This window comes from Pseudomonas sp. AL 58 (assembly GCF_036348395.1).
Taxonomy (GTDB): domain Bacteria; phylum Pseudomonadota; class Gammaproteobacteria; order Pseudomonadales; family Pseudomonadaceae; genus Aquipseudomonas; species Aquipseudomonas defluvii.
On the sequence record NZ_JAZBQR010000018.1, the window covers coordinates 64259 to 85593 of the forward strand.

At 58.5% G+C, this 21335-nt stretch carries 20 protein-coding genes; 15 read left to right on the forward strand and 5 right to left on the reverse strand.

What is annotated here, in order from left to right:
* Positions 1-350: 350 nt before the first annotated feature.
* Positions 351-1772 (forward strand): amino acid permease, encoded by a 1422-nt coding sequence (locus UIA24_RS18565; protein ID WP_065760729.1) that lies wholly within the window; start codon positions 351-353, stop codon positions 1770-1772.
* A gap of 91 nt (positions 1773-1863) precedes the next feature.
* Positions 1864-2277: an alternative ribosome rescue aminoacyl-tRNA hydrolase ArfB gene (arfB, locus tag UIA24_RS18570; RefSeq protein WP_065760730.1), complete on the forward strand. Its 414-nt coding sequence runs from the start codon at positions 1864-1866 to the stop codon at positions 2275-2277.
* A 69-nt stretch (positions 2278-2346) separates the two neighbouring features.
* On the opposite strand, the gene UIA24_RS18575 is transcribed toward arfB, so the two are convergent.
* The 4 genes from UIA24_RS18575 to phhA form a co-directional block, all read right to left on the reverse strand.
* Positions 2347-2478, reverse strand: a complete 132-nt coding sequence (locus UIA24_RS18575) for a hypothetical protein (protein WP_256587578.1) — start codon at positions 2476-2478, stop codon at positions 2347-2349.
* Positions 2479-2686: 208 nt separating this feature from the next.
* Positions 2687-3880, reverse strand: coding sequence for an amino acid aminotransferase (locus UIA24_RS18580; protein WP_330523532.1), 1194 nt, complete (start codon positions 3878-3880; stop codon positions 2687-2689).
* The gene (locus UIA24_RS18585) at positions 3880-4236 is read right to left on the reverse strand and encodes a 4a-hydroxytetrahydrobiopterin dehydratase (RefSeq protein ID WP_065760732.1); all 357 of its coding nucleotides are present in this window, start codon (positions 4234-4236) and stop codon (positions 3880-3882) included. Before UIA24_RS18585 ends, UIA24_RS18580 begins: the two co-directional genes overlap by 1 nt.
* A gap of 43 nt (positions 4237-4279) precedes the next feature.
* Complete coding sequence (gene phhA, locus UIA24_RS18590; RefSeq protein ID WP_065760733.1) at positions 4280-5068, reverse strand: phenylalanine 4-monooxygenase; 789 nt, start codon at positions 5066-5068, stop codon at positions 4280-4282.
* A 270-nt stretch (positions 5069-5338) separates the two neighbouring features.
* Here phhA and UIA24_RS18595 point away from each other — a divergent pair, with 270 nt between their 5' ends.
* Positions 5339-6910: a sigma-54-dependent transcriptional regulator gene (locus tag UIA24_RS18595; protein WP_065760734.1), complete on the forward strand. Its 1572-nt coding sequence runs from the start codon at positions 5339-5341 to the stop codon at positions 6908-6910.
* 89 nt (positions 6911-6999) lie between these two features.
* On the opposite strand, the gene UIA24_RS18600 is transcribed toward UIA24_RS18595, so the two are convergent.
* Complete coding sequence (locus UIA24_RS18600; RefSeq protein WP_102053111.1) at positions 7000-7260, reverse strand: DUF2790 domain-containing protein; 261 nt, start codon at positions 7258-7260, stop codon at positions 7000-7002.
* A 419-nt stretch (positions 7261-7679) separates the two neighbouring features.
* On the opposite strand from UIA24_RS18600, the gene acs reads away from it, so the two are divergent.
* From acs to UIA24_RS18660, 12 genes are all read left to right on the forward strand, one after another.
* Positions 7680-9635 carry an acetate--CoA ligase gene (gene acs, locus UIA24_RS18605; RefSeq protein ID WP_065760736.1) on the forward strand — a complete coding sequence of 652 codons (1956 nt, stop codon included), beginning with the start codon at positions 7680-7682 and terminating at the stop codon, positions 9633-9635.
* Positions 9636-10142: 507 nt separating this feature from the next.
* Positions 10143-10931, forward strand: coding sequence for an ABC transporter substrate-binding protein (locus UIA24_RS18610; protein WP_330523533.1), 789 nt, complete (start codon positions 10143-10145; stop codon positions 10929-10931).
* Between the two features lie 90 nt (positions 10932-11021).
* Entirely contained in the window at positions 11022-11711 is a 690-nt protein-coding gene (locus UIA24_RS18615; protein ID WP_102053090.1) for an ABC transporter permease, read from the forward strand.
* Complete coding sequence (locus UIA24_RS18620) at positions 11708-12406, forward strand: ABC transporter permease (protein WP_065760739.1); 699 nt, start codon at positions 11708-11710, stop codon at positions 12404-12406. Before UIA24_RS18615 ends, UIA24_RS18620 begins: the two co-directional genes overlap by 4 nt.
* Positions 12407-12472: 66 nt before the next feature.
* Complete coding sequence (locus UIA24_RS18625; RefSeq protein ID WP_099773877.1) at positions 12473-13237, forward strand: ABC transporter ATP-binding protein; 765 nt, start codon at positions 12473-12475, stop codon at positions 13235-13237.
* Between the two features lie 107 nt (positions 13238-13344).
* On the forward strand, positions 13345-14325 hold the full coding sequence (gene argR, locus UIA24_RS18630; RefSeq protein ID WP_102053089.1) for a transcriptional regulator ArgR: 981 nt from the start codon (positions 13345-13347) through the stop codon (positions 14323-14325).
* Positions 14326-14720: 395 nt separating this feature from the next.
* On the forward strand, positions 14721-15941 hold the full coding sequence (locus UIA24_RS18635; protein WP_102053088.1) for an aspartate aminotransferase family protein: 1221 nt from the start codon (positions 14721-14723) through the stop codon (positions 15939-15941).
* A 125-nt stretch (positions 15942-16066) separates the two neighbouring features.
* On the forward strand, positions 16067-17086 hold the full coding sequence (gene aruF / locus UIA24_RS18640) for an arginine/ornithine succinyltransferase subunit alpha (RefSeq protein WP_065760743.1): 1020 nt from the start codon (positions 16067-16069) through the stop codon (positions 17084-17086).
* Positions 17087-17160: 74 nt separating this feature from the next.
* Positions 17161-18186: an arginine N-succinyltransferase gene (astA, locus tag UIA24_RS18645; RefSeq protein ID WP_065760744.1), complete on the forward strand. Its 1026-nt coding sequence runs from the start codon at positions 17161-17163 to the stop codon at positions 18184-18186.
* A complete protein-coding gene (astD, locus tag UIA24_RS18650; protein WP_330523534.1) occupies positions 18187-19650 on the forward strand; it encodes a succinylglutamate-semialdehyde dehydrogenase in 1464 nt (487 codons plus the stop codon).
* 24 nt (positions 19651-19674) lie between these two features.
* On the forward strand, positions 19675-21024 hold the full coding sequence (gene astB / locus UIA24_RS18655; protein ID WP_330523535.1) for an N-succinylarginine dihydrolase: 1350 nt from the start codon (positions 19675-19677) through the stop codon (positions 21022-21024).
* Between the two features lie 14 nt (positions 21025-21038).
* Positions 21039-21329, forward strand: a complete 291-nt coding sequence (locus UIA24_RS18660; RefSeq protein WP_330523536.1) for a topoisomerase II — start codon at positions 21039-21041, stop codon at positions 21327-21329.
* Positions 21330-21335: the final 6 nt, after the last annotated feature.

Genomic DNA, 21335 nt, shown 5'->3' on the forward strand with positions numbered 1-21335 from the left:
GGGCCGAAGAGCCTGGGCTGCTAATAAGAACAATCGGAGGCGCCATGCACGCCAGACACACTTCCAGGCTTCACCTCTCCCACAGGACCGGTGCGTTTTGTCAGCAGACATTAACGCAACGTGTTGACCCCTGCCCGACTGCAGGGGTATACAATGCGCCGCGTTTTAACTGTGACCCCAATGCGTACCGCGCAATCTTGCTGACACCAGGCTAATTCGTCCGGGCTGCCGCCCGTATGACCGACCCCGTCCAAGAACCCTCAAGGTCTACCACCTTGTTAATTCCGCTGCGCCACGAGTGCGGTGGGTCCGATTCCGTCACAGATAAAAACAAACAGGTGACTCCGTTCATGAGTGGACAAAACTCGCATTCAGGTGAGCTCAAGCGCGGCCTGAAAAATCGCCACATCCAGTTGATCGCCCTGGGCGGTGCAATTGGCACCGGGCTGTTTCTCGGCTCGGCAGGCGTGCTGAAGTCGGCGGGCCCGTCGATGATTCTTGGTTACGCGATCTGTGGCTTCATCGCGTTCATGATCATGCGTCAACTCGGCGAGATGATCGTCGAGGAACCGGTTGCCGGTTCGTTCAGCCATTTCGCCCACAAATACTGGGGCGGTTTCGCCGGTTTCCTCTCTGGCTGGAACTGCTGGGTACTGTACATCCTGGTGGGCATGTCGGAGCTGACGGCAGTCGGCAAGTATGTCCACTACTGGTGGCCGGAGATCCCGACCTGGGTTTCGGCAGCCGTGTTCTTCGTGATGATCAACGCGATCAACCTGGCCAACGTCAAAGTCTTTGGTGAGGCTGAATTCTGGTTCGCGATCATCAAGGTGCTGGCGATCGTTGGCATGATCGCCCTGGGCAGCTACATGCTGGTCAGTGGCAGTGGTGGTCCGCAAGCGTCGGTCAGCAACCTGTGGGATCACGGTGGTTTCTTCCCGAATGGTGTCAGTGGCCTGGTCATGGCGCTGGCGATCATCATGTTCTCCTTTGGCGGCCTGGAAATGCTCGGCTTCACTGCGGCCGAAGCCGACAAGCCGAAAACCGTGATTCCCAAGGCGATCAACCAGGTCATCTACCGTATCCTGATTTTCTACATCGGCGCCTTGGTCGTACTGTTGTCGCTGACCCCATGGGATAGCTTGTTGACCAGTCTGAACAGCTCTGGTGACGCGTACAGTGGCAGCCCATTCGTGCAGGTGTTCTCCCTGCTCGGTAGCAACACCGCCGCGCATATTCTCAACTTCGTGGTACTGACGGCGGCACTGTCGGTCTACAACAGCGGCACCTACTGCAATGCCCGTATGCTCTACGGTATGGCTGAGCAGGGCGATGCTCCGGCAGGCCTGGCGAAAATCGACAAGCGTGGCGTGCCGGTGCGTTCGATTCTGGCCTCGGCCGGTGTGACCTTGGTTGCTGTGCTGCTCAACTATTTCATCCCGCAGCATGCGCTGGAGTTGCTGATGTCGCTGGTGGTTGCAGCCCTGGTGATCAACTGGGCGATGATCAGCTACTCGCACCTCAAGTTCCGCCAGCACATGGATCGTACCGGTCAGACGTCGCTGTTCAAGGCGCTGTGGTACCCCTATGGCAACTATATCTGCCTGGCTTTCGTGCTCTTCATCCTCGGCATCATGCTGCTGATCCCGGGCATCCAGGTATCGGTTTATGCCATCCCTGTGTGGGTGGTGGTGATGTGGGGTTGCTACGTGCTGAAGAACAAGCGTAGCGCCCAGGCATCCCTTGCCGCTGTGAGCGCCACAGCCAAGTAACACGTTGCGACGCTGTTCGAAAGCCCGGCCTTGTGCCGGGCTTTTGGTTTTTATGGGGTATGCTGAAGGCTGTTCTCTTCAAGCCAGACCCATGCTGATCATATCCAATGCTGTGCATATCCCTGATGACGAAATCGAACTGAGCGCGATCCGTGCCCAAGGTGCTGGTGGGCAAAACGTCAACAAAGTGTCCAGTGCCGTGCACCTGCGTTTCGATACGCAGGCCTCGTCATTGCCGACCTTCTACAAGGAGCGTTTGCTGGCGTTGCGTGATCACCGCATCACCCGCGAGGGCGTGATCATCATCAAGGCTCAGCAGTACCGTACGCAGGAGCAGAACCGCGCCGACGCCTTGGAGCGCCTGCTCGAGTTGATCAAGGCAGCGGTCAAGGTTGAGAAGGTGCGCAGGCCGACGCGCCCAACGCTGGGCTCCAAGACCCGCAGGCTGGAGAGCAAGAGCAAGCGTGGAACGGTAAAGGCTGGGCGAGGCAAGGTGGATTACTGAGGGGCTTGGTGGTGTGAAAACCGCGGGCTGGGTTGCCCCGATACTGGTTTTCACACCCTCTGTGCGCGGTTATTCCTGGTCGGCGCTCGGGAGTTCTTCGCCGTTGGTGTCAGCAGCATTGGCTGATTCGGCGCTATGAAGAGCAGGTTCCTGCTCGGCGGGGTTCAGGCTTGGGAAGGGAAGATTCGGGATTTCATGCATCTCGTCGTTCCTCGCAAGTGTGAGTGGAAAGGCTGCGCAATACACGCATGGCTTTGCAAAAAGCCTCGGCAGGATACAGGAGTCTGCGTGACAGTATGAGTTTTACTGCCAATCGGCAGCTCATACTTTGGGCGTGGTCGGTGGGTGCTAGCGCGTGGGGTGTTTCGTCAGCGAGGCCGTCCCCTTTTGGAGAACGGCCTGCTTGGGGCTAGCGACAGACGTCGGCAATGGCTGCTGCCAGTGCGTCCAGTCGCGCAGCATCTGCGCCGGCGATGTTCGCCCGGCCCGTGCTGACCAGATAGACGCTGTGTCGCTCACGCAGTTGCGAGACCTGTTCGGCAGACAAGCCCGTGTAGGAGAACATGCCCCGTTGCTGAGCAATGTGGGCAAAACGCTCCCCCAGGCCGTGTGGTGCCAGTGCCTCGACCAGGCCTGTGCGCAGCTGGGCGATGCGCTGGCGCATGGCGTCCACTTCTTCTACCCACAGGTGTTTCAATGCCGGGTCGCCAAGAATCTGCGCAACCACGGCGGCGCCATGGTCGGGTGGCGTTGACCAGAGGTTGCGGGCCAGCAGGGCCAATTGGCTGCGCACGTCCAGCAGCTTCTGGGCGTCGCCACTGCAGACCAGCAGGGCCCCCGTACGTTCCCGGTACAGGCCGAAGTTCTTCGAGCAGGAGCTGGTGATCAGTAGCTCAGGCAGTTCAGCAGCGAACCGCCGTACCATCCAGGCGTCTTCCTCAAGCCCATCGCCAAAGCCTTGGTAGGCGAAGTCGATCAGTGGCAGTAGTTCCCGACGACGAACGACCTCCAGCACGGCCAGCCAGTCCTGTTGTGACAGGTCAAAACCGGTCGGATTGTGGCAGCAGGCGTGCAGCAGTACCACGTCGCCCTTGGGGGCAGACTCCAGTGCCGTCAACATGGCCGGGACGTTCAGGCGGTTGTCTGCGCCCACATAGGGGTAGTGATGAACCGCAAGGCCGGCACTGGCAAAGAGGGTCTCATGGATGGGCCAGGTCGGATCGCTCAGCCAGATGCCGCGGCCCGGCAGGCAGTGCTTGATGAACTCCGCAGACAAGCGCAAAGCACCTGTGCCTCCTGGTGTCTGGGTGGCACCGACGCGTTGCGCTGGTAGCAGCGGCGACTCGTCCCCCAGCACCAGTTCACAGATCAGTCGACCGAAAACAGCGTCGCCATGACCTCCGACGTAGCTCTTGCTGGCCTGGTTGTCGAGCAGGCGTTGCTCGGCAACTTTCACCGCAACAGGGACTGGCGTCAGCCCCTGAGCATCCTTGAACACGCCGACGCCAAGGTCGAACTTGTTCGGGTTGCTGTCTTTGGCATAGGCCTCCATCAGCCCCAGGATTGGGTCGCCCGGTACGCGCGCGATGGCGTCGAAGTGCATTACTTGCGACCTTCGGCGGTCTGGGCGACTTCGTCGGTGCGGGCGGCCATGATGAAATCGTTGCGGTGCAGGCCTTTGATCGAGTGGCTCCACCAGGTCACGGTGACTTTGCCCCACTCGGTCAGCAGGCCTGGGTGATGACCTTCGGCTTCGGAGATTGCCCCGACCGCATTGGTGAAGGCCAGTGCGTGGGCGAAGTTCTTGAACAGGAAAACTTTTTCCAGCTGCATGATGCCGTCGCGAACTTCGATGTTCCAATCCGGAATCTGTTTGATCAGTACCGGCAATTCTTCGTCGCTGACCTGTGGGGCATCGGCACGGCAGGCTTCGCAGTGGGCTTGGTTCAAGGCGTTCATAGGTATTTCCGCAAGTGGTTTGTTATGGGTATGAATGGGCAGCTCAGGCGGCTACCTTCGGTGGAAATTTCGGTGCGTGAAGGCCTAGCTGCATAGCAGTCTGGACCATGCCCATGATGTCTTCGTGGGCGAGGTCGAACAGGCGCTTCAGGTCCGGCAGCACAAAATACAGGGGTTGCAGGATGTCGATACGGTATGGCGTGCGCATGGCTTCGAGCGGGTCGAAGGCCTGGTGCTCAGGTTCGTTGGACAGGCTGTAGACCGTTTCCTTCGGTGAGGAAAGGATGCCGCCGCCATAGATCTTGCGGCCTTGCGGTGTTTCCACCAGGCCAAACTCAATGGTCATCCAGTACAGGCGAGCCAGGTAGACGCGCTGTTCCTTGGTGGCGTTCAAGCCGAGTTTGCCGTAGGTGTGGGTGAATTCGGCGAACCAGGGGTTGGTCAGCAGCGGGCAGTGGCCGAAAATCTCATGGAAAATGTCCGGTTCTTGCAGGTAGTCGAGTTCTTCACGGGTGCGAATGAAGGTGGCGACCGGGAAGCGCTTGCTGGCGAGCAGTTCAAAGAAGGTCTGGAAGGGGATCAGCGCAGGCACGCGGGCAACCTGCCAACCCGTGGTTTCGCCCAGTACCTTGTTGATCTCGCCCAGTTGTGGGATGCGGTCATGAGGCAGGCCCAACTGATCAATGCCATCCAGGTACTCTTGGCACGCACGGCCTTCGATGACCTTCAGTTGGCGGGTAATCAGGGTATTCCACACCGCATGTTCTTCCTGCGGGTAGTCAATGAACCCCTGCGCATCGGGCTCGCGAGCCACGTAGTGCGTCTGTTTCATGCTGCTCTCCTGCTGAGGGCCTTTATTGTTATGGGTCAAGCCATGGCCCTAGAGATAGCCTTTCGCGGATGCGTTTGCACCTGGGGTAGGGCGGAGCATTCACTTGAAAGGACGGGTTTTCTGTAACGATAATTTTACGATTCTCCGCTGCTTCGGTAATCAAAGGCTCGTATGCCATTGAGGTTGGGTTGATTTGTCACGTATTCTTTACAGTAATTCTAGCGCTTGTGTGAATAGTTACCGAGCGAAGCCTTACTTGTAGGACATTTCATGCGTATCAAAGTGCATTGCCAAAACCGCATTGGCATCCTGCGTGACATCCTCAACCTGCTGGTGGATTACGGTATCAACGTTGCTCGTGGCGAGGTGGGTGGGGAGCATGGCAATGCGATCTACCTGCATTGTCCGAACCTGATCAATCTGCAGTTCCAGGCCTTGCGGCCAAAATTCGAGTCGATTGCCGGTGTGTTCGGTGTGAAGCGCGTCGGGCTCATGCCCAGTGAGCGTCGTCACATGGAGCTCAATGCGCTGCTTGGTGCCCTGGATTTCCCGGTGTTGTCCATCGACATGGGTGGCTCGATCGTTGCCGCCAACCGTGCCGCGGCGCAATTGCTGGGGGTGCGGGTCGATGAGGTGCCGGGTATTCCCTTGTCCCGCTATGCCGAGGATTTCGACTTGCCGGAGTTGGTGCGGGCGAACAAGTCACGCATCAATGGCTTGCGGGTCAAGGTCAAAGGCGATGTCTTTTTGGCAGACATCGCGCCCTTGCAGTCTGAGCATGATGACAGTGAAGCGCTGGCAGGTGCGGTACTGACCCTGCACCGTGCCGATCGCATTGGTGAGCGGATCTACAATGTACGCAAACAGGAGTTGCGAGGCTTCGACAGCATTTTCCAAAGCTCGAAAGTCATGGCTGCCGTGGTGCGTGAGGCGCGCAGGATGGCACCTCTGGATGCGCCCCTGCTGATCGAGGGCGAGACCGGTACAGGCAAAGAGCTGCTGGCACGCGCTTGCCATTTGGCCAGTCCGCGCGGGCAGGCGCCGCTTATGGCGCTTAACTGTGCCGGGCTGCCTGAGTCGATGGCTGAGACCGAGTTGTTCGGCTATGGCCCGGGCGCCTTTGAGGGCGCGCGCGCCGAGGGCAAATTGGGGCTGCTGGAGCTGACGGCGGGAGGGACGCTGTTTCTCGATGGTGTTGGCGAGATGAGCCCGCGATTGCAGGTCAAACTGCTGCGCTTCCTGCAGGATGGCTGTTTCCGTCGGGTGGGCAGTGATGAGGAGGTGTACCTGGATGTGCGGGTCATCTGCGCTACTCAGGTTGACCTGTCCGAGTTGTGCGCACGCGGTGAGTTTCGCCAGGATCTCTATCACCGCCTGAATGTGCTCTCGTTGCATATTCCGCCACTGCGCGAATGCCTCGATGGATTGCCGCCACTGGTCGAGCATTTTCTGGATCAGGCCAGTCGGCAGATTGGTTGTGCGTTACCGAAGTTGGCGCCTGCGGCGATGGAGCGCCTGAGTCAGTACCAGTGGCCTGGTAATGTCCGTCAATTGGAGAATGTTTTATTTCAGGCGGTTTCACTGTGTGATGGAGGCATTGTGAAACCTGAACATATTCGCTTGCCGGACTACGGTGCGCGTCAACCCTTGGGTGAGTTTTCCCTGGAGGGCGATCTGGCACAAATAGTAGGGCGTTTTGAAAAAGCGGTATTGGAGCGCTTGTTGGATGAGTATCCAAGCAGTCGTGCCTTGGGAAAACGGCTGGGTGTTTCACATACCACGATTGCCAACAAGTTGCGTGAGCACGCGGTTGGAAAGTCAGGGGCGGGTGGCGCGGAGTAAAGTGTGCCAGCAGTTGCTCGTGTTTCAGGAGGGGCGCAGCGCGCCTCGTTCTTCGGGAAGCGAGGCGCTGCGGTCAGTGGCTCCGGCGATCAGCCGTTGGAGCAACCGTTACCCATTACTCGGTATTCGAGAATGTGTTTTTTGCCCTGCGAGTCTTCATAGGTCATGCGTGCTGGGACGACTTCACACACGTTTGGAATTTCGCTCATGGAAATAACTTTGGCGATGTCCAAGTGTTGCGAGTAACTGTACTGTTCAACCGGAATTTGCTCGGCCGCATTATTTGCAACTTCATCAGCCATGGCGGATGCGCAAACAGTGCCGAGTGCCAATACCAGTAAAGCTTTCATGTTCATTTTACCTGTCTAGGTCTTAAGGGGGCACGTAGCCCTTGTGGAGCTACGTGTGCAACAACAGAGTTAATGCTCAAAATTAATGCGTGATTAACGGGCCTTCGTGGGGGCTGTAACAAGTTGTTAATCGCGTTGCCGTTGCTGGCGAGGTGAATTTTAGGGCGGGGTCGTGGTGGTAAACAGATGCACTTTTGATAAACACTATTGACGGAAACTGTAACAATCGACTGGTAATCTTGGACGTTGCCTGCAAATCTAAGTGGTGCGCCTCTCTGTAAGGCTTGATTTAGAGCCATTTCTGTCAAATATTGACTGAAAAGACTGCTTTGTTACTACCAATGTCGAATGGTCTGTGCGGCTCTGGTACAGTTACATCGGGGTCATACAAAAACAACTATTACACCGAGGTAACAAAGATGAGTGCGGCTTCCCTGTATCCCGTTCGTCCCGAGGTTGCAGCCACCACGTTGACCGACGAGGCAACCTACAAGGCCATGTACCAACAGTCGGTGATCAACCCGGACGGCTTCTGGCGCGAGCAGGCTCAACGCATTGACTGGATCAGGCCCTTCACCAAGGTCAAGCAGACCTCTTTCGACGATCACCATGTCGATATCAAATGGTTCGCCGACGGCACTCTGAACGTTTCCTACAATTGCCTGGACCGCCACCTGGCGGAACGCGGAGATCAGGTCGCCATTATCTGGGAGGGTGATGACCCTTCTGAAAGCCGCAACATCACCTACCGCGAGCTGCATGAGCAGGTCTGCAAGTTTGCCAACGCCCTGCGCGGTCAGGATGTTCACCGTGGTGATGTCGTCACTATCTATATGCCCATGATTCCCGAGGCTGTGGTTGCCATGCTGGCGTGTGCCCGCATCGGTGCCATTCATTCGGTCGTATTCGGTGGTTTCTCGCCCGAGGCGTTGGCCGGTCGTATCATTGACTGTAAATCCAAGATCGTAATCACGGCGGATGAGGGGTTGCGTGGTGGGCGTCGTACGCCGCTGAAGGGCAATGTCGACCTGGCACTGACCAACCCCGAAACCAGCAGCGTGCAGAAAATCATCGTCTGCAAGCGCACTGGGGGAGAGATCGCTTGGCACCAGCATCGTGACATCTGGTACGAAGACCTGATGAAGGTTGCCTCCAGCCATTGCGCGCCGAAGGAAATGGGTGCGGAAGAGTCGCTGTTCATCCTCTATACCTCGGGCTCCACCGGCAAGCCAAAGGGTGTCATGCATACCACCGGGGGTTATCTGGTGTATGCCGCGCTGACCCATGAGCGTGTCTTTGACTACCGTCCGGGCGAGGTCTACTGGTGTACTGCTGACGTGGGCTGGATCACCGGCCACAGCTACATCGTTTATGGCCCGCTGGCCAATGGTGCGACCACCTTGCTGTTTGAAGGCGTGCCGAACTATCCGGACATCACGCGTGTGTCGAAGATTATCGACAAGCACAAAGTGAATATTCTTTACACAGCGCCGACGGCAATTCGCGCGATGATGGCTGAGGGGCAGGCCGCAGTTGCTGGCGCCGACGGTTCCAGCTTGCGTCTTCTGGGTTCTGTGGGTGAGCCGATCAACCCCGAAGCCTGGAACTGGTACTACCAGACTGTCGGTAAAGCGCGCTGCCCAATCGTCGATACGTGGTGGCAGACCGAGACCGGTGGCGTGCTGATCAGCCCGCTGCCAGGTGCTACCGCGCTCAAGCCCGGCTCGGCAACGCGTCCGTTCTTCGGTGTGGTGCCTGCGTTGGTGGACAACCTTGGCAACCTGATCGATGGTCCTGCTGAGGGTAACCTGGTGATTCTCGATTCCTGGCCAGGCCAGGCGCGTTCGCTGTTTGGTGATCACGATCGCTTCGTCGACACCTACTTCAAGACGTTCCGGGGTATGTACTTCACGGGTGACGGCGCCCGTCGCGACGAGGATGGTTACTACTGGATCACCGGGCGTGTGGATGACGTGCTCAACGTTTCCGGCCACCGTATGGGGACTGCCGAGATCGAAAGCGCCATGGTTGCCCATCCTAAAGTCGCTGAAGCGGCTGTTGTGGGCGTGCCGCACGACATCAAGGGCCAGGGCATTTATGTCTATGTCACCCTTAATGGAGGGGTGGAGCCTACCGATGCGTTGCGTCAGGAACTGAAAAACTGGGTACGCAAGGAGATCGGTCCGATCGCTTCACCGGACGTTATCCAGTGGGCGCCGGGCTTGCCGAAGACGCGTTCGGGCAAGATCATGCGGCGCATCCTGCGCAAGATCGCGACGGCTGAGTACGATGGCCTGGGTGATATCTCGACCCTTGCCGATCCAGGCGTCGTGCAACATCTGATCGATACCCACAAGGCCATGACCGCCGCCTGACGGTTACGGTTTTGCACGAGCCCCGCCCGGCACACGTCAGGCGGGGCTTTCTTGTTTTGGGGTGGTCATAAGCTGTTACTTCGACATTCATCGGTAACCAATTCTGTCACCGGCTCTGCGCAGAAGCGGGGCAAAGAGAAACGTGAGTGCCTGTTTTGGGGGCTTTTCTTTGGGGTGAAACAGTATGTCGTCACGCTGCGCTTGCCGGATTAGAAGGCTTTGCCAATAATGGGCCCGGTTATTGCTTGGTTGATAGGTTATTTGTCTTTCGCTTTTGCATACTATGTGAAGGCTGTCAATATCTCGGGTCGGTGCTTCTGGTGCTTCTGTAACTAGTTGTCGCATTGAAGAAATATCGGCTTCGGGGCTGTCGCTAAAATGCCAATCACTTGCTCGTGTTGCTTCGACTGTCTGTCGAGCACCGCGCAGCTTCTGCGTTGTACCCATTCGCATATTGGGCAGTCGTTCCCCCTGCCTCATATTGCCCTGTACCGATGGAGTTCTCAGATGAAGAAACTCGCACTGCTTGGCGCACTGGCGCTGTCTGTGTTTTCCCTGGCATCGCTGGCTGATGAGAAGCCGTTGAAAATTGGTATCGAGGCCGCCTACCCACCCTTCGCCTCGAAAGCGCCGGACGGCAAAATCGTTGGCTTTGACTACGACATCGGCAACGCCTTGTGCGAAGAGATGAAGGTCAAGTGTGTATGGGTCGAACAGGAGTTCGATGGTCTGATCCCAGCGTTGAAAGTGCGCAAGATCGACGCGATTCTGTCGTCCATGTCGATTACTGAAGATCGCAAGAAGTCGGTTGATTTCAGCGACAAGTACTACTTGACGCCAGCGCGCCTGGTGATGAAGTCGGGTGCTCAGGTCAGTGAAAGCCTGGATGAGTTGAAGGGCAAGAAGATTGGCGTTCAGCGTGGCTCGATTCACGACCGCTTTGCCAAGGAAGTCTTTGCACCGAAAGGCGCAGAAATTGTCCCTTACGGTACCCAGAACGAAATCTACCTGGACGTCGCTGCCGGTCGTCTCGATGGCACCGTGGCCGATGCTACGCTGTTGGAAGACGGTTTCCTGAAGACTGATGCAGGCAAGGGCTACAGCTTTGTCGGCCCGGCCTTCACGGATGCGAAGTACTTTGGCGACGGTATTGGTATTGCCGTGCGCAAAGGCGACAAGGCTAACCTGGATCGCATAAATGCGGCCATCACGGCCATTCGTGCCAACGGCACGTACAAGCAGATCCAGGACAAGTACTTCAACTTCGACATCTACGGTCCTGAGACCGCGAAGTAAATCGTCGAAGTTTCACCTGTGTAATGGTGCAAGCAGCAGAAGCTCTGAGGTTTGCACCATTTTTTCATCCCTAAGGTCGAGGACCTCATCATGTTGAAAGGCTACGGGGCAGTCATACTCGACGGAGCATGGCTGACGCTACAGCTTGCCCTGTCGTCAATGGCCCTGGCCATTGTACTCGGCCTGATTGGCGTGGCATTGCGGCTATCGCCGGTACGCTGGTTGGCGTGGTTGGGTGATCTGTATGCCACGGTGATCCGCGGTATCCCCGATCTGGTGCTGATCCTGCTGATTTTTTACGGTGGCCAGGACCTGCTCAATCGGATCGCGCCACTGCTGGGTTACGACGATTACATTGACCTGAATCCGCTGGTTGCGGGTGTGGGTACCCTGGGCTTCATTTTTGGCGCCTACCTCTCGGAAACGTTCCGCGGTGCGTTCATGGCGATTCCCAAGGGGCAGGCTGAGGCCGGCATGGCCTATGGCATGAGCAGTGTGCAGATTTTCTTCCGGGTGATGGTGCCGCAGATGATTCGGCTGGCCATTCCGGGCTTCACCAACAACTGGTTGGTACTGACCAAGGCTACGGCGTTGATTTCCGTAGTCGGTTTGCAGGACATGATGTTCAAGGCCAAGCAGGCGGCCGACGCCACCCGTGAACCCTTCACCTTCTTCCTGGCGGTGGCAGCGCTGTACCTGGTGATTACCAGTGTCTCGCTGTTGGCGCTGCGTTATCTGGAAAAACGCTACTCGGTTGGCGTAAAGGCGGCTGAACTATGATCTTCGACTACAACGTCATTTGGGATGCTTTGCCACTGTACATGAGCGGTTTGCTGACCACGCTCAAGTTGCTCGCCTTGTCGCTGTTTTTTGGTCTGCTGGTGTCTATCCCGTTGGGGTTGATGCGGGTCTCGAAGCAGCCTGTGGTCAACCTGCTGGCCTGGCTGTACACCTATGTGATTCGTGGCACGCCGATGCTGGTGCAGCTGTTCCTGATTTACTACGGCTTGGCCCAGTTTGAGGCGGTGCGTGAAAGCTTCCTCTGGCCGTGGCTGTCCAGTGCAACGTTCTGTGCGTGTCTGGCCTTTGCCATCAACACCAGTGCCTACACTGCGGAGATCATTGCAGGCAGCTTGAAGGCTACCCCTCATGGGGAGATCGAGGCGGCCAAGGCTGTTGGTATGTCGCGGGTCAAGATGTACCGGCGGATCCTCCTGCCGTCGGCGCTGCGTCGTGCACTGCCGCAATACAGTAACGAGGTGATCATGATGCTGCAGACCACCAGTCTTGCATCCATTGTCACGTTGATTGATATCACCGGCGCCGCCCGGACTGTCAATGCCCAGTTTTACCTGCCGTTCGAAGCCTATATCACCGCCGGCGTGTTCTACCTGTGCATGACCTTCATCCTGGTCCGCCTGTTCAAGATGGCCGAACGCCGCTGGCTTGGCTACCTGGCGCCGCGCAAGGGCTGAGGCCTGCGGCATTTTTTTCGCCCTGGGCATTTGCTCATGACAGACCGTTTTTTGAGAACCGACAGCATGTACAAACTCGAAGTCCAAGATCTGCATAAACGTTACGGCAGTCACGAAGTGCTCAAGGGCGTATCGCTTGCTGCCAAGGCAGGCGATGTAATCAGTATCATTGGTTCCAGTGGCTCGGGCAAAAGTACGTTCCTGCGCTGCATCAACCTGCTGGAGCAGCCGCACGCCGGTAAAATCCTGCTGAACAATGAAGAGCTCAAGCTGGTGCCGAACAAGGAGGGTGCGCTAAAGGCCGCCGATCCCAAGCAGTTGCAGCGCATGCGTTCTCGCCTGTCGATGGTGTTTCAGCACTTCAACCTGTGGTCGCACATGACGGCGCTGGAGAACATCATCGAGGCGCCCGTCCATGTATTGGGCATGTCCAAGAAGGATGCGCTGGAGAAGGCAGAGCATTACCTGGCCAAGGTGGGTGTTGCGCATCGCAAGGACGCCTATCCTGGGCATATGTCCGGTGGCGAGCAGCAGCGCGTGGCCATTGCCCGTGCGCTGGCGATGGAGCCAGAGGTGATGCTGTTCGACGAGCCTACCTCGGCGCTTGACCCGGAGCTGGTGGGTGATGTGTTGAAGGTGATGCAGTCGTTGGCTCAGGAAGGCCGGACCATGGTCGTGGTGACGCATGAAATGGGCTTTGCCCGTGAGGTGTCCAATCAGTTGGTGTTCCTGCACAAGGGATTGGTGGAGGAATGTGGTAATCCGCGTGAGGTGCTGGTCAAGCCGCAATCCGAGCGTTTGCAGCAGTTCCTGGCAGGTAGCCTGAAATAATCTGCCATTGAGGCTCAGCAAGGCTGCCGCTTTGCACCAAAACAGGTCATGCTGCGTGTCGGTTGCAGTTTGACCTTTGTCTCATCCACGGTTTCGGATTGTCCTTTATGACCACCCAGCGCATTGCTTTTCTCATTTGGCCCAGCACCAAGGCCCTGACCCTGGCGCTGGCCGAGGAGGTCTTGCAAGTTGCCCAGAAAGTGCATCCTGAGGTGGTTTATGAGTTGCGTTTTCTGCAGGCGGAGGCGCCTGTCGAAGGCGCTTGGCGTTTGCCGGGCGAGCCTTGGGCGGGGCGTCTGGAGGGCTGTCACAAGCTCTTTCTGCTGGCGGATGAGCCGCCTCAGGCCATCAACTCGGCGCTGGGCAGCGCGCTCAAGCAGCTGGTGCGCGCAGGTTGTGTGATTGGTGGCTTGTCTGCCGGTATCTACCCCTTGGCCATGCTGGGCTTGCTCGATGGTTACCGCGCGGCCGTCCATTGGCGTTGGCAGGATGATTTCAACGAGCGCTTCCCCAAGGTCATTGCGACCAGTCATCTGTTCGACTGGGACCGTGACCGCCTGACGGCCTGCGGCGGCATGTCTGTCGTGGATCTGCTGCTGGCGGTGCTTGCGCGTGATCATGGTGCGGAGTTGGCCGGCGCAGTCTCTGAAGAGCTGGTGGTTGAGCGTATCCGTGAGGGTGGTGAGCGCCAGCGTATCCCGCTGCAGAATCGTTTGGGTTCAAGCCATCCCAAGCTGACCCAGGCGGTGCTGTTGATGGAGGCCAACATTGAAGAGCCGCTGACCACTGACGAAATTGCTCAGCATGTATGCGTATCTCGTCGGCAGCTGGAGCGTATCTTCAAGCAGTACCTGAACCGTGTTCCTAGCCAGTACTACCTGGAGTTGCGGCTGAACAAGGCGCGGCAGATGCTCATGCAGACCAGCAAATCGATCATTCAGATTGGTCTGTCGTGCGGCTTCTCCTCTGGGCCGCATTTCTCCAGCGCCTATCGCAACTTTTTCGGCGCAACGCCGCGTGAAGATCGCAACCAGCGCCGCAGCAGCAGCCCCTTCGAACTCTCTTCTGTGCCCGCCGAACGCGGTTGATTCCGCAGTGTTGCCTCGGCAGTAAGCCACTCCCTTTATAGCCACCTCTCGGTAAATGTGCGGCGACAGCATCGGTTCGGTTGTCGCCGGATCGAGTGCGCGTAGCGCCTGGACCGTTGGCGTGGAGCCGCTCCCGTGAAACAGGTTGTCGCGCTGATGCGCACGCCCGGAAATTTCTCCATCTGCCCTTGAAGCGGAATCTCCCCGTCGACAGCTCGCACCGTTTAAACTGCGCCTTTGCGACCCTATTTGTCGCATTGCCGAAAGCCTTGTTAAAACAGGGTTTGGCGCTATAAGAAGTTGTCGCTTGGCGGCAAGGACAGGCGCCAATCTCTCCTTACAATCCCCCCATCGCTCGCCAGTTTCAGGCAGGCGTTCCTCTTCAGGAGACTCCGATGTCCGTTGAGCAAGCTCCGGTGCAACGCGCCGATTTCGACCAGGTAATGGTTCCCAACTACGCACCGGCGGGTTTCATTCCCGTGCGCGGCGCGGGCTCCCGAGTCTGGGACCAGGCGGGCCGCGAGCTGATCGACTTCGCGGGTGGTATTGCCGTGAACGTCCTGGGGCATGCCCACCCCGCACTGGTTGCTGCGTTGACCGAGCAAGCACAAAAGCTGTGGCACGTGTCTAACGTCTTCACCAACGAGCCGGCGCTGCGCCTGGCGCGCAAGCTGGTCGATGCTACCTTTGCTGACCGTGCGTTCTTCTGCAACTCTGGCGCTGAAGCCAACGAAGCAGCCTTCAAGCTGGCGCGCCGCGTTGCCCATGATCGTTTCGGCCCTGAAAAGAACGAAATCATCGCGACCGTGAACAGCTTCCATGGCCGTACCCTGTTCACCGTGAGTGTGGGCGGTCAACCGAAGTATTCCGATGGTTTCGGGCCGAAGATCACGGGTATCAGCCATGTGCCATACAACGATCTGGAAGCACTGAAAGCGCAAATTTCCGACAAGACCTGCGCTGTCGTCATCGAGCCCGTGCAGGGCGAGGGCGGTGTGTTGCCGGCCGACAAGGCGTACCTGCAAGGTGCTCGTGAGCTGTGCGACAAGTACAACGCACTGCTGGTATTCGATGAAGTGCAGACCGGCATGGGCCGCTCCGGCGAGCTGTTTGCCTATATGCACTACGGCGTCACCCCGGACATCCTTTCCAGCGCCAAGAGCCTGGGCGGTGGTTTCCCGATCGGTGCCATGCTGACCACCGAAGAACTGGCCAAGCACCTGGCCGTCGGTACCCATGGCACTACCTACGGCGGTAACCCGCTGGCCTGTGCGGTCGGTAATGCCGTCATCGATATCATCAACACCCCTGAAGTGCTGGGCGGCGTGAAAGCCAAGTCTGATCGCTTCAAGACGCGCCTGGAGAAGATCGGCCAGCAGTACGGCATCTTCACTGAAGTCCGTGGGCTGGGCCTGCTGCTCGGTTGCGTGTTGTCCGATGCCTGGAAAGGCAAGGCCAAGGACGTGTTCAACGCGGCCGAAAAAGAAGACCTGATGATTCTGCAAGCCGGTCCCGATGTGGTGCGCTTCGCGCCAAGCCTGGTGATCGAGGATGCTGACATCGATGCTGGCCTCGACCGCTTCGAGCGTGCTGTTGCCAAGCTGACCCAGGGCTGATTGCTCTCTGTTCGCTGGCCCTTGCGGGCCAGCGAAACTGATTTCCGCGGCCTGTGCACCTCGCACGCGCTGCTTTTTTCGTGCCGACGGCTGTCGGCCTGTTTTCCCCGAAAAGGAGTGACACCATGCTGGTGATGCGCCCCGCGCAAATGGCTGATCTAGGCGAAGTACAGCGTCTGGCTGCCGACAGTCCCATTGGTGTCACGTCCCTGCCGGACGATGCCGCACGTTTGAGCGACAAGATTGCCGCCTCTGAGACCTCCTTTGCCGCTGAAGTCAGCTTCAATGGCGAAGAGAGCTACTTTTTTGTGCTGGAGGACACCGCCACCGGCAAGTTGGCCGGTTGTTCGGCGATTGTGGCGTCGGCGGGCTATTCAGAGCCGTTCTACAGCTTTCGTAACGAGACCTTTGTCCACGCCTCGCGTGAACTGAAGATCCACAACAAGATTCACGTGCTATCGCAGTGTCATGACCTGACCGGCAACAGCCTGCTGACCAGTTTTTATGTGCTGCCGGAGTTGGTGGGAACGGGATGGTCCGAGCTGAACTCTCGCGGACGCCTGTTGTTCATGGCTTCTCACCCTGAGCGTTTTGCTGATTCGGTGGTTACCGAGATCGTCGGCTACAGCGATGAACAGGGCGACTCACCGTTCTGGGATGCCATTGGACGTAACTTCTTTGACCTCAATTATGCCGAGGCCGAGCGCCTGTGCGGCTTGAAGAGCCGGACGTTCCTGGCCGAGCTTATGCCGCATTACCCGATCTATGTGCCGCTGTTGCCGGATGCCGCGCAAGAGGCCATGGGCCAGGTTCACCCGCGTGCGCAAATCACCTTCGACATCCTGATGCGCGAAGGTTTTGAAACGGATCACTACATCGACATTTTCGACGGTGGCCCAACCTTGCATGCGCGGGTTTCGGGTATCCGTTCGATCGCCCAAAGCCGCGTGGTGCCTGTGCGTATCGAGGAACAGGTGGCCAAGGGTGGGCGCCCGTATCTGGTTTCCAACGGCCAGTTGCAGGACTACCGCGCCGTATTGCTGGAGCTGGACTGGGTGCCTGGCAAGCCAGTCAGCCTGACGTTTGAAGCGGCCGATGCCCTGGGTGTTGGCGAGGGCGCCAGCGTGCGCCTGGTTGCGGTTTGATGCCTGCGGTTTGATAACCGAGTATCCAGGTCGAGTTTTGCGGCGGGCCATAGGCCGCCGCCCGAGGAGATAGCATGATCGTTCGTCCCGTACGCAGCAGCGATTTACCTGCGCTGATTGAACTTGCGCGCAGCACCGGTACCACTGGCCTGACGACCTTGCCGGCCAATGAAGAGCGATTGTCACACCGGGTAGGTTGGGCTGAAAAAACCTTCCGTGGTGAAGCCGAGCGGGGCGACGCGGACTACCTGTTCGTGTTGGAGAACGATGCGGGCGAGGTGGTCGGCATTTCGGCTGTCGCCGGCGCAGTTGGCTTGCGCGAACCTTGGTACAACTACCGGGTCGGTCTGACCGTCAGCGCTTCCCAGGAGCTGAACATCTATCGGGAGATTCCGACGTTGTTCCTGGCCAACGACCTGACCGGCAACTCTGAACTGTGCTCGCTGTTTTTGCGCAGCGACTACCGTACTGGTCTGAATGGTCGTCTGCTGTCCAAGGCGCGCATGTTGTTCATCGCCGAGTTCCCAGAGCTGTTCGGTAACAAGATCATTGCCGAAATGCGTGGGATGTCCGACGCCAATGGCCGCTCGCCATTCTGGGAGAGCCTGGGTCGACATTTCTTCAAAATGGAGTTCAGTCAGGCGGATTACCTGACCGGCGTAGGCAACAAGGCGTTCATCGCCGAGCTGATGCCCAAGTTTCCGCTCTACACCTGCTTCCTTTCGGAGGCAGCGCGCAACGTCATCGGTCGTGTGCACACCGACACTGAGCCGGCGCTGGCCATGCTCAAGAGCGAAGGTTTCAGCTACCAGGGGTATGTCGACATCTTTGACGCGGGCCCGGCCATTGAATGTGAAACCCGCAAGATTCGTGCTGTGCATGACAGCCAGGCGCTGGTGCTGGCAATCGGCACGCCGGGTGACGACGCCACCCCATACATTATCCACAACCGCAAGCGTGAAGACTGCCGCATTGCCGCAGCGCCTGCTCGTCTGGCCGCCGGCACCCTGGTGGTCGATCCACAAACCGCTAAGCGCTTGCGCTTGAACGCTGGCGATCAGGTCCGCGCCGTACCCTTGTCCGCCCGGGAGGCCCAATAAATGACTACCCATTACATTGCTGGCGCGTGGTTGGCAGGTCAGGGCGAGGCCCTGGAGTCGCACAATCCGGTCACCCAACACGTGATCTGGAAGGGGCAGGGCGCTACCGCCGAGCAAGTGGGCGAGGCCGTCAAGGCGGCGCGCCAGGCGTTTCCCGGCTGGGCCCGGCAATCGCTCGACGCCCGTATTGCGGTACTTGAGGCCTTTGCTGCGCGCTTGAAGGCCAATGCCGACGAATTGGCTCGCTGCATCGGCGAGGAAACCGGCAAACCGCTCTGGGAGGCGGCTACCGAAGTGACCAGCATGGTCAACAAGGTCGCCATCTCGGTGCAGAGCTACCGTGAGCGCACGGGCGAAAAAAGTGGCCCGCTGGCCGATGCCACCGCCGTACTGCGACACAAGCCCCATGGCGTGGTGGCGGTATTTGGCCCCTACAACTTCCCGGGCCACCTGCCGAATGGACACATCGTGCCAGCACTGTTGGCGGGCAATACCGTGGTGTTCAAGCCCAGTGAGCTAACCCCGAAAGTGGCTGAGCTGACCGTCAAGTGCTGGGTTGAAGCCGGCTTGCCTGTGGGCGTGTTGAACCTGGTTCAAGGCGCTCGGGAAACCGGTGTCGCGCTGGCGGCCAATCCGGGTATCGATGGTTTGTTCTTCACCGGTTCCAGCCGAACCGGCAATCTTCTGCATCAACAGTTTGCCGGTCGCCCGGACAAGATTCTTGCTCTGGAGATGGGCGGGAACAACCCGTTGGTGGTCGATCAGGTACAAGACCTGGACGCCGCGGTTTACACCATTATCCAGTCTGCGTTCATCTCTGCTGGCCAGCGCTGCACCTGTGCCCGGCGCTTGCTGGTGCCGCAAGGTGCGTGGGGTGATGCGCTGCTGACACGCCTGGTGGCGGTTTGCAAAACCATTTCGGTGGGGGCTTTCGACCAGCAACCGGCACCTTTCATGGGCTCGGTGATTTCCCTGGGCGCGGCCAAGGCGCTGCTTGATGCACAAGCCCAACTGCTGGCTAACGGCGCGGTGTCGCTGCTGGAAATGACTCAGCCACAGCCCAATGCGGCCTTGTTGACGCCAGGAATCGTCGATGTGACGTCGGTAGCCAATCGTCCTGACGAGGAGTTCTTTGGTCCGCTGCTGCAAGTGATTCGCTATGCCGATTTCGATGCAGCCATCGCCGAAGCCAACAATACCCAGTATGGGTTGGCTGCCGGCTTGCTGTCGGACTCCGAGGCGCGCTACCAGCAATTCTGGCTGGAAAGCCGTGCGGGTATCGTGAACTGGAACAAGCAGCTGACCGGCGCTGCCAGCAGCGCACCGTTTGGTGGAGTGGGTGCCAGCGGCAACCACCGCGCCAGTGCCTACTACGCGGCCGACTATTGTGCTTACCCGGTGGCTTCGCTGGAGACCGCCAGCCTGAGCCTGCCTGCAACCCTGACGCCCGGCGTCTCCCTATAACAACAGGTCCATGGAGTCTTGCCGATGAAATCCTTTGAAGTGAATTTTGATGGTCTGGTAGGCCCGACGCACAACTATGGCGGTCTGTCTTACGGCAACGTCGCGTCGCAGAGCAACAGCCAGCAGGCCTCCAACCCCCGCGAAGCGGCCCGTCAGGGTTTGGCGAAGATGAAAGCCCTGATGGAAATGGGCTTTACGCAGGGTGTATTGGCACCGCAGGAGCGCCCGGATGTGGCAGCGCTGCGTCAGTTGGGCTTTGTTGGAACCGATGCCCAGGTGATCGCCCGCGCGGCCAAAGAAGCCATGCCGTTGCTGGTGGCATCCTGCTCCGCTTCGAGCATGTGGGTCGCCAACGCCGCAACCGTGAGCCCAAGTGCCGACACCGCCGATGGTCGTGTGCATTTCACCGCAGCGAACCTCAACTGCAAGTATCACCGCAGCATTGAGCACCCCACTACCAGTCGGGTGTTAAGCGCCATGTTTGCGGATCAGCAGCACTTCGCGCATCACGCTGCGTTGCCGGCTGTCAGCCAGTTCGGCGACGAAGGCGCAGCTAACCACACTCGTTTTTGCCGTAGCTACGGTGAGCCTGGTGTCGAGTTCTTCGTGTTCGGTCGCAGTGCCTTTGATGCCCGCTACCCCGCACCGCAGAAGTACCCGGCACGTCAAACCCTGGAGGCCTCGCAAGCGGTCGCTCGTCTGCATGGCCTGAATGAAGAGGGGGTGGTCTACGCTCAGCAGAATCCCGCTGTAATCGATCAGGGTGTGTTCCACAACGACGTGATCGCGGTGGGTAATGGTGAGGTGTTGTTCTATCACGAGGATGCCTTTCTGGGCACCGATGCGATGCTCGCCGAACTGCAAGCTAAACTGGCTAAACGAGGCGGCAACTTCAAAAGTATCTGTGTGCCGCGTGCTCAGGTGTCTGTAGAGGATGCAGTGCGCTCGTACTTGTTCAACAGTCAGTTGTTGTCGCGTGCCGATGGCTCGATGCTGCTGATCGTGCCTGAAGAGTGCCGCAACAACGAGCGCGTCTGGGCGTACCTGTCGGCGCTGACCAGCCAGGGAGGCCCGGTGACAGAGGTCAAGGTATTCGACCTCAAGCAGAGTATGCAGAACGGAGGTGGCCCGGCCTGCCTGCGGTTGCGTGTCGCGCTCAATGAAACGGAACTGGCGGCGGTCAATCCAGGCGTTATCATGACGGCGCCGCTGTATGACACGCTGACCCAATGGGTTGACAAGCATTACCGCGATCGCTTGAGCGAAAGCGATCTGGCCGACCCGCAGTTGCTGGTGGAGTGCCGTACGGCGTTGGATGAGCTGACCCAGATTCTGAAGCTGGGCTCGGTCTATCCATTCCAACTTGAACCTTGAGAGAGAATTCGACTATGTCCGACGCCCTGCAGCTGATCCTCGAAGACGATGACGGCACTCAGCTGGAAACCTCCTGCACCCGCTTTGCGGTGATCTGGCAAGGCAAGGAGGTATGGATTCAGCAGGATGGCCGCGGTCAGTTGCTGATCGGCGTCGACGTCGAAGAAGACGACGCCGAGTACGCCAACCTGCTGCTACGCCCGCTGGCTACCAACCTGGTCAGCCTGCAGCTGGAAATGGAACCGGCCGATGCCGGTGAAGACGACGATCACGTCCACGGCCCAGACTGCGGACACCATCACTAAGGACAC

Coding starts and splice junctions, on each gene's coding strand:
- UIA24_RS18565 (WP_065760729.1), top strand. CDS start 351: ATGAGTGGACAAAACTCGCATTCAGGTGAGCTCAAGCGCGGCCTGAAA.
- arfB (WP_065760730.1), top strand. CDS start 1,864: ATGCTGATCATATCCAATGCTGTGCATATCCCTGATGACGAAATCGAA.
- UIA24_RS18575 (WP_256587578.1), bottom strand. CDS start 2,478: ATGCATGAAATCCCGAATCTTCCCTTCCCAAGCCTGAACCCCGCCGAG.
- UIA24_RS18580 (WP_330523532.1), bottom strand. CDS start 3,880: ATGCACTTCGACGCCATCGCGCGCGTACCGGGCGACCCAATCCTGGGG.
- UIA24_RS18585 (WP_065760732.1), bottom strand. CDS start 4,236: ATGAACGCCTTGAACCAAGCCCACTGCGAAGCCTGCCGTGCCGATGCC.
- phhA (WP_065760733.1), bottom strand. CDS start 5,068: ATGAAACAGACGCACTACGTGGCTCGCGAGCCCGATGCGCAGGGGTTC.
- UIA24_RS18595 (WP_065760734.1), top strand. CDS start 5,339: ATGCGTATCAAAGTGCATTGCCAAAACCGCATTGGCATCCTGCGTGAC.
- UIA24_RS18600 (WP_102053111.1), bottom strand. CDS start 7,260: ATGAAAGCTTTACTGGTATTGGCACTCGGCACTGTTTGCGCATCCGCC.
- acs (WP_065760736.1), top strand. CDS start 7,680: ATGAGTGCGGCTTCCCTGTATCCCGTTCGTCCCGAGGTTGCAGCCACC.
- UIA24_RS18610 (WP_330523533.1), top strand. CDS start 10,143: ATGAAGAAACTCGCACTGCTTGGCGCACTGGCGCTGTCTGTGTTTTCC.
- UIA24_RS18615 (WP_102053090.1), top strand. CDS start 11,022: ATGTTGAAAGGCTACGGGGCAGTCATACTCGACGGAGCATGGCTGACG.
- UIA24_RS18620 (WP_065760739.1), top strand. CDS start 11,708: ATGATCTTCGACTACAACGTCATTTGGGATGCTTTGCCACTGTACATG.
- UIA24_RS18625 (WP_099773877.1), top strand. CDS start 12,473: ATGTACAAACTCGAAGTCCAAGATCTGCATAAACGTTACGGCAGTCAC.
- argR (WP_102053089.1), top strand. CDS start 13,345: ATGACCACCCAGCGCATTGCTTTTCTCATTTGGCCCAGCACCAAGGCC.
- UIA24_RS18635 (WP_102053088.1), top strand. CDS start 14,721: ATGTCCGTTGAGCAAGCTCCGGTGCAACGCGCCGATTTCGACCAGGTA.
- aruF (WP_065760743.1), top strand. CDS start 16,067: ATGCTGGTGATGCGCCCCGCGCAAATGGCTGATCTAGGCGAAGTACAG.
- astA (WP_065760744.1), top strand. CDS start 17,161: ATGATCGTTCGTCCCGTACGCAGCAGCGATTTACCTGCGCTGATTGAA.
- astD (WP_330523534.1), top strand. CDS start 18,187: ATGACTACCCATTACATTGCTGGCGCGTGGTTGGCAGGTCAGGGCGAG.
- astB (WP_330523535.1), top strand. CDS start 19,675: ATGAAATCCTTTGAAGTGAATTTTGATGGTCTGGTAGGCCCGACGCAC.
- UIA24_RS18660 (WP_330523536.1), top strand. CDS start 21,039: ATGTCCGACGCCCTGCAGCTGATCCTCGAAGACGATGACGGCACTCAG.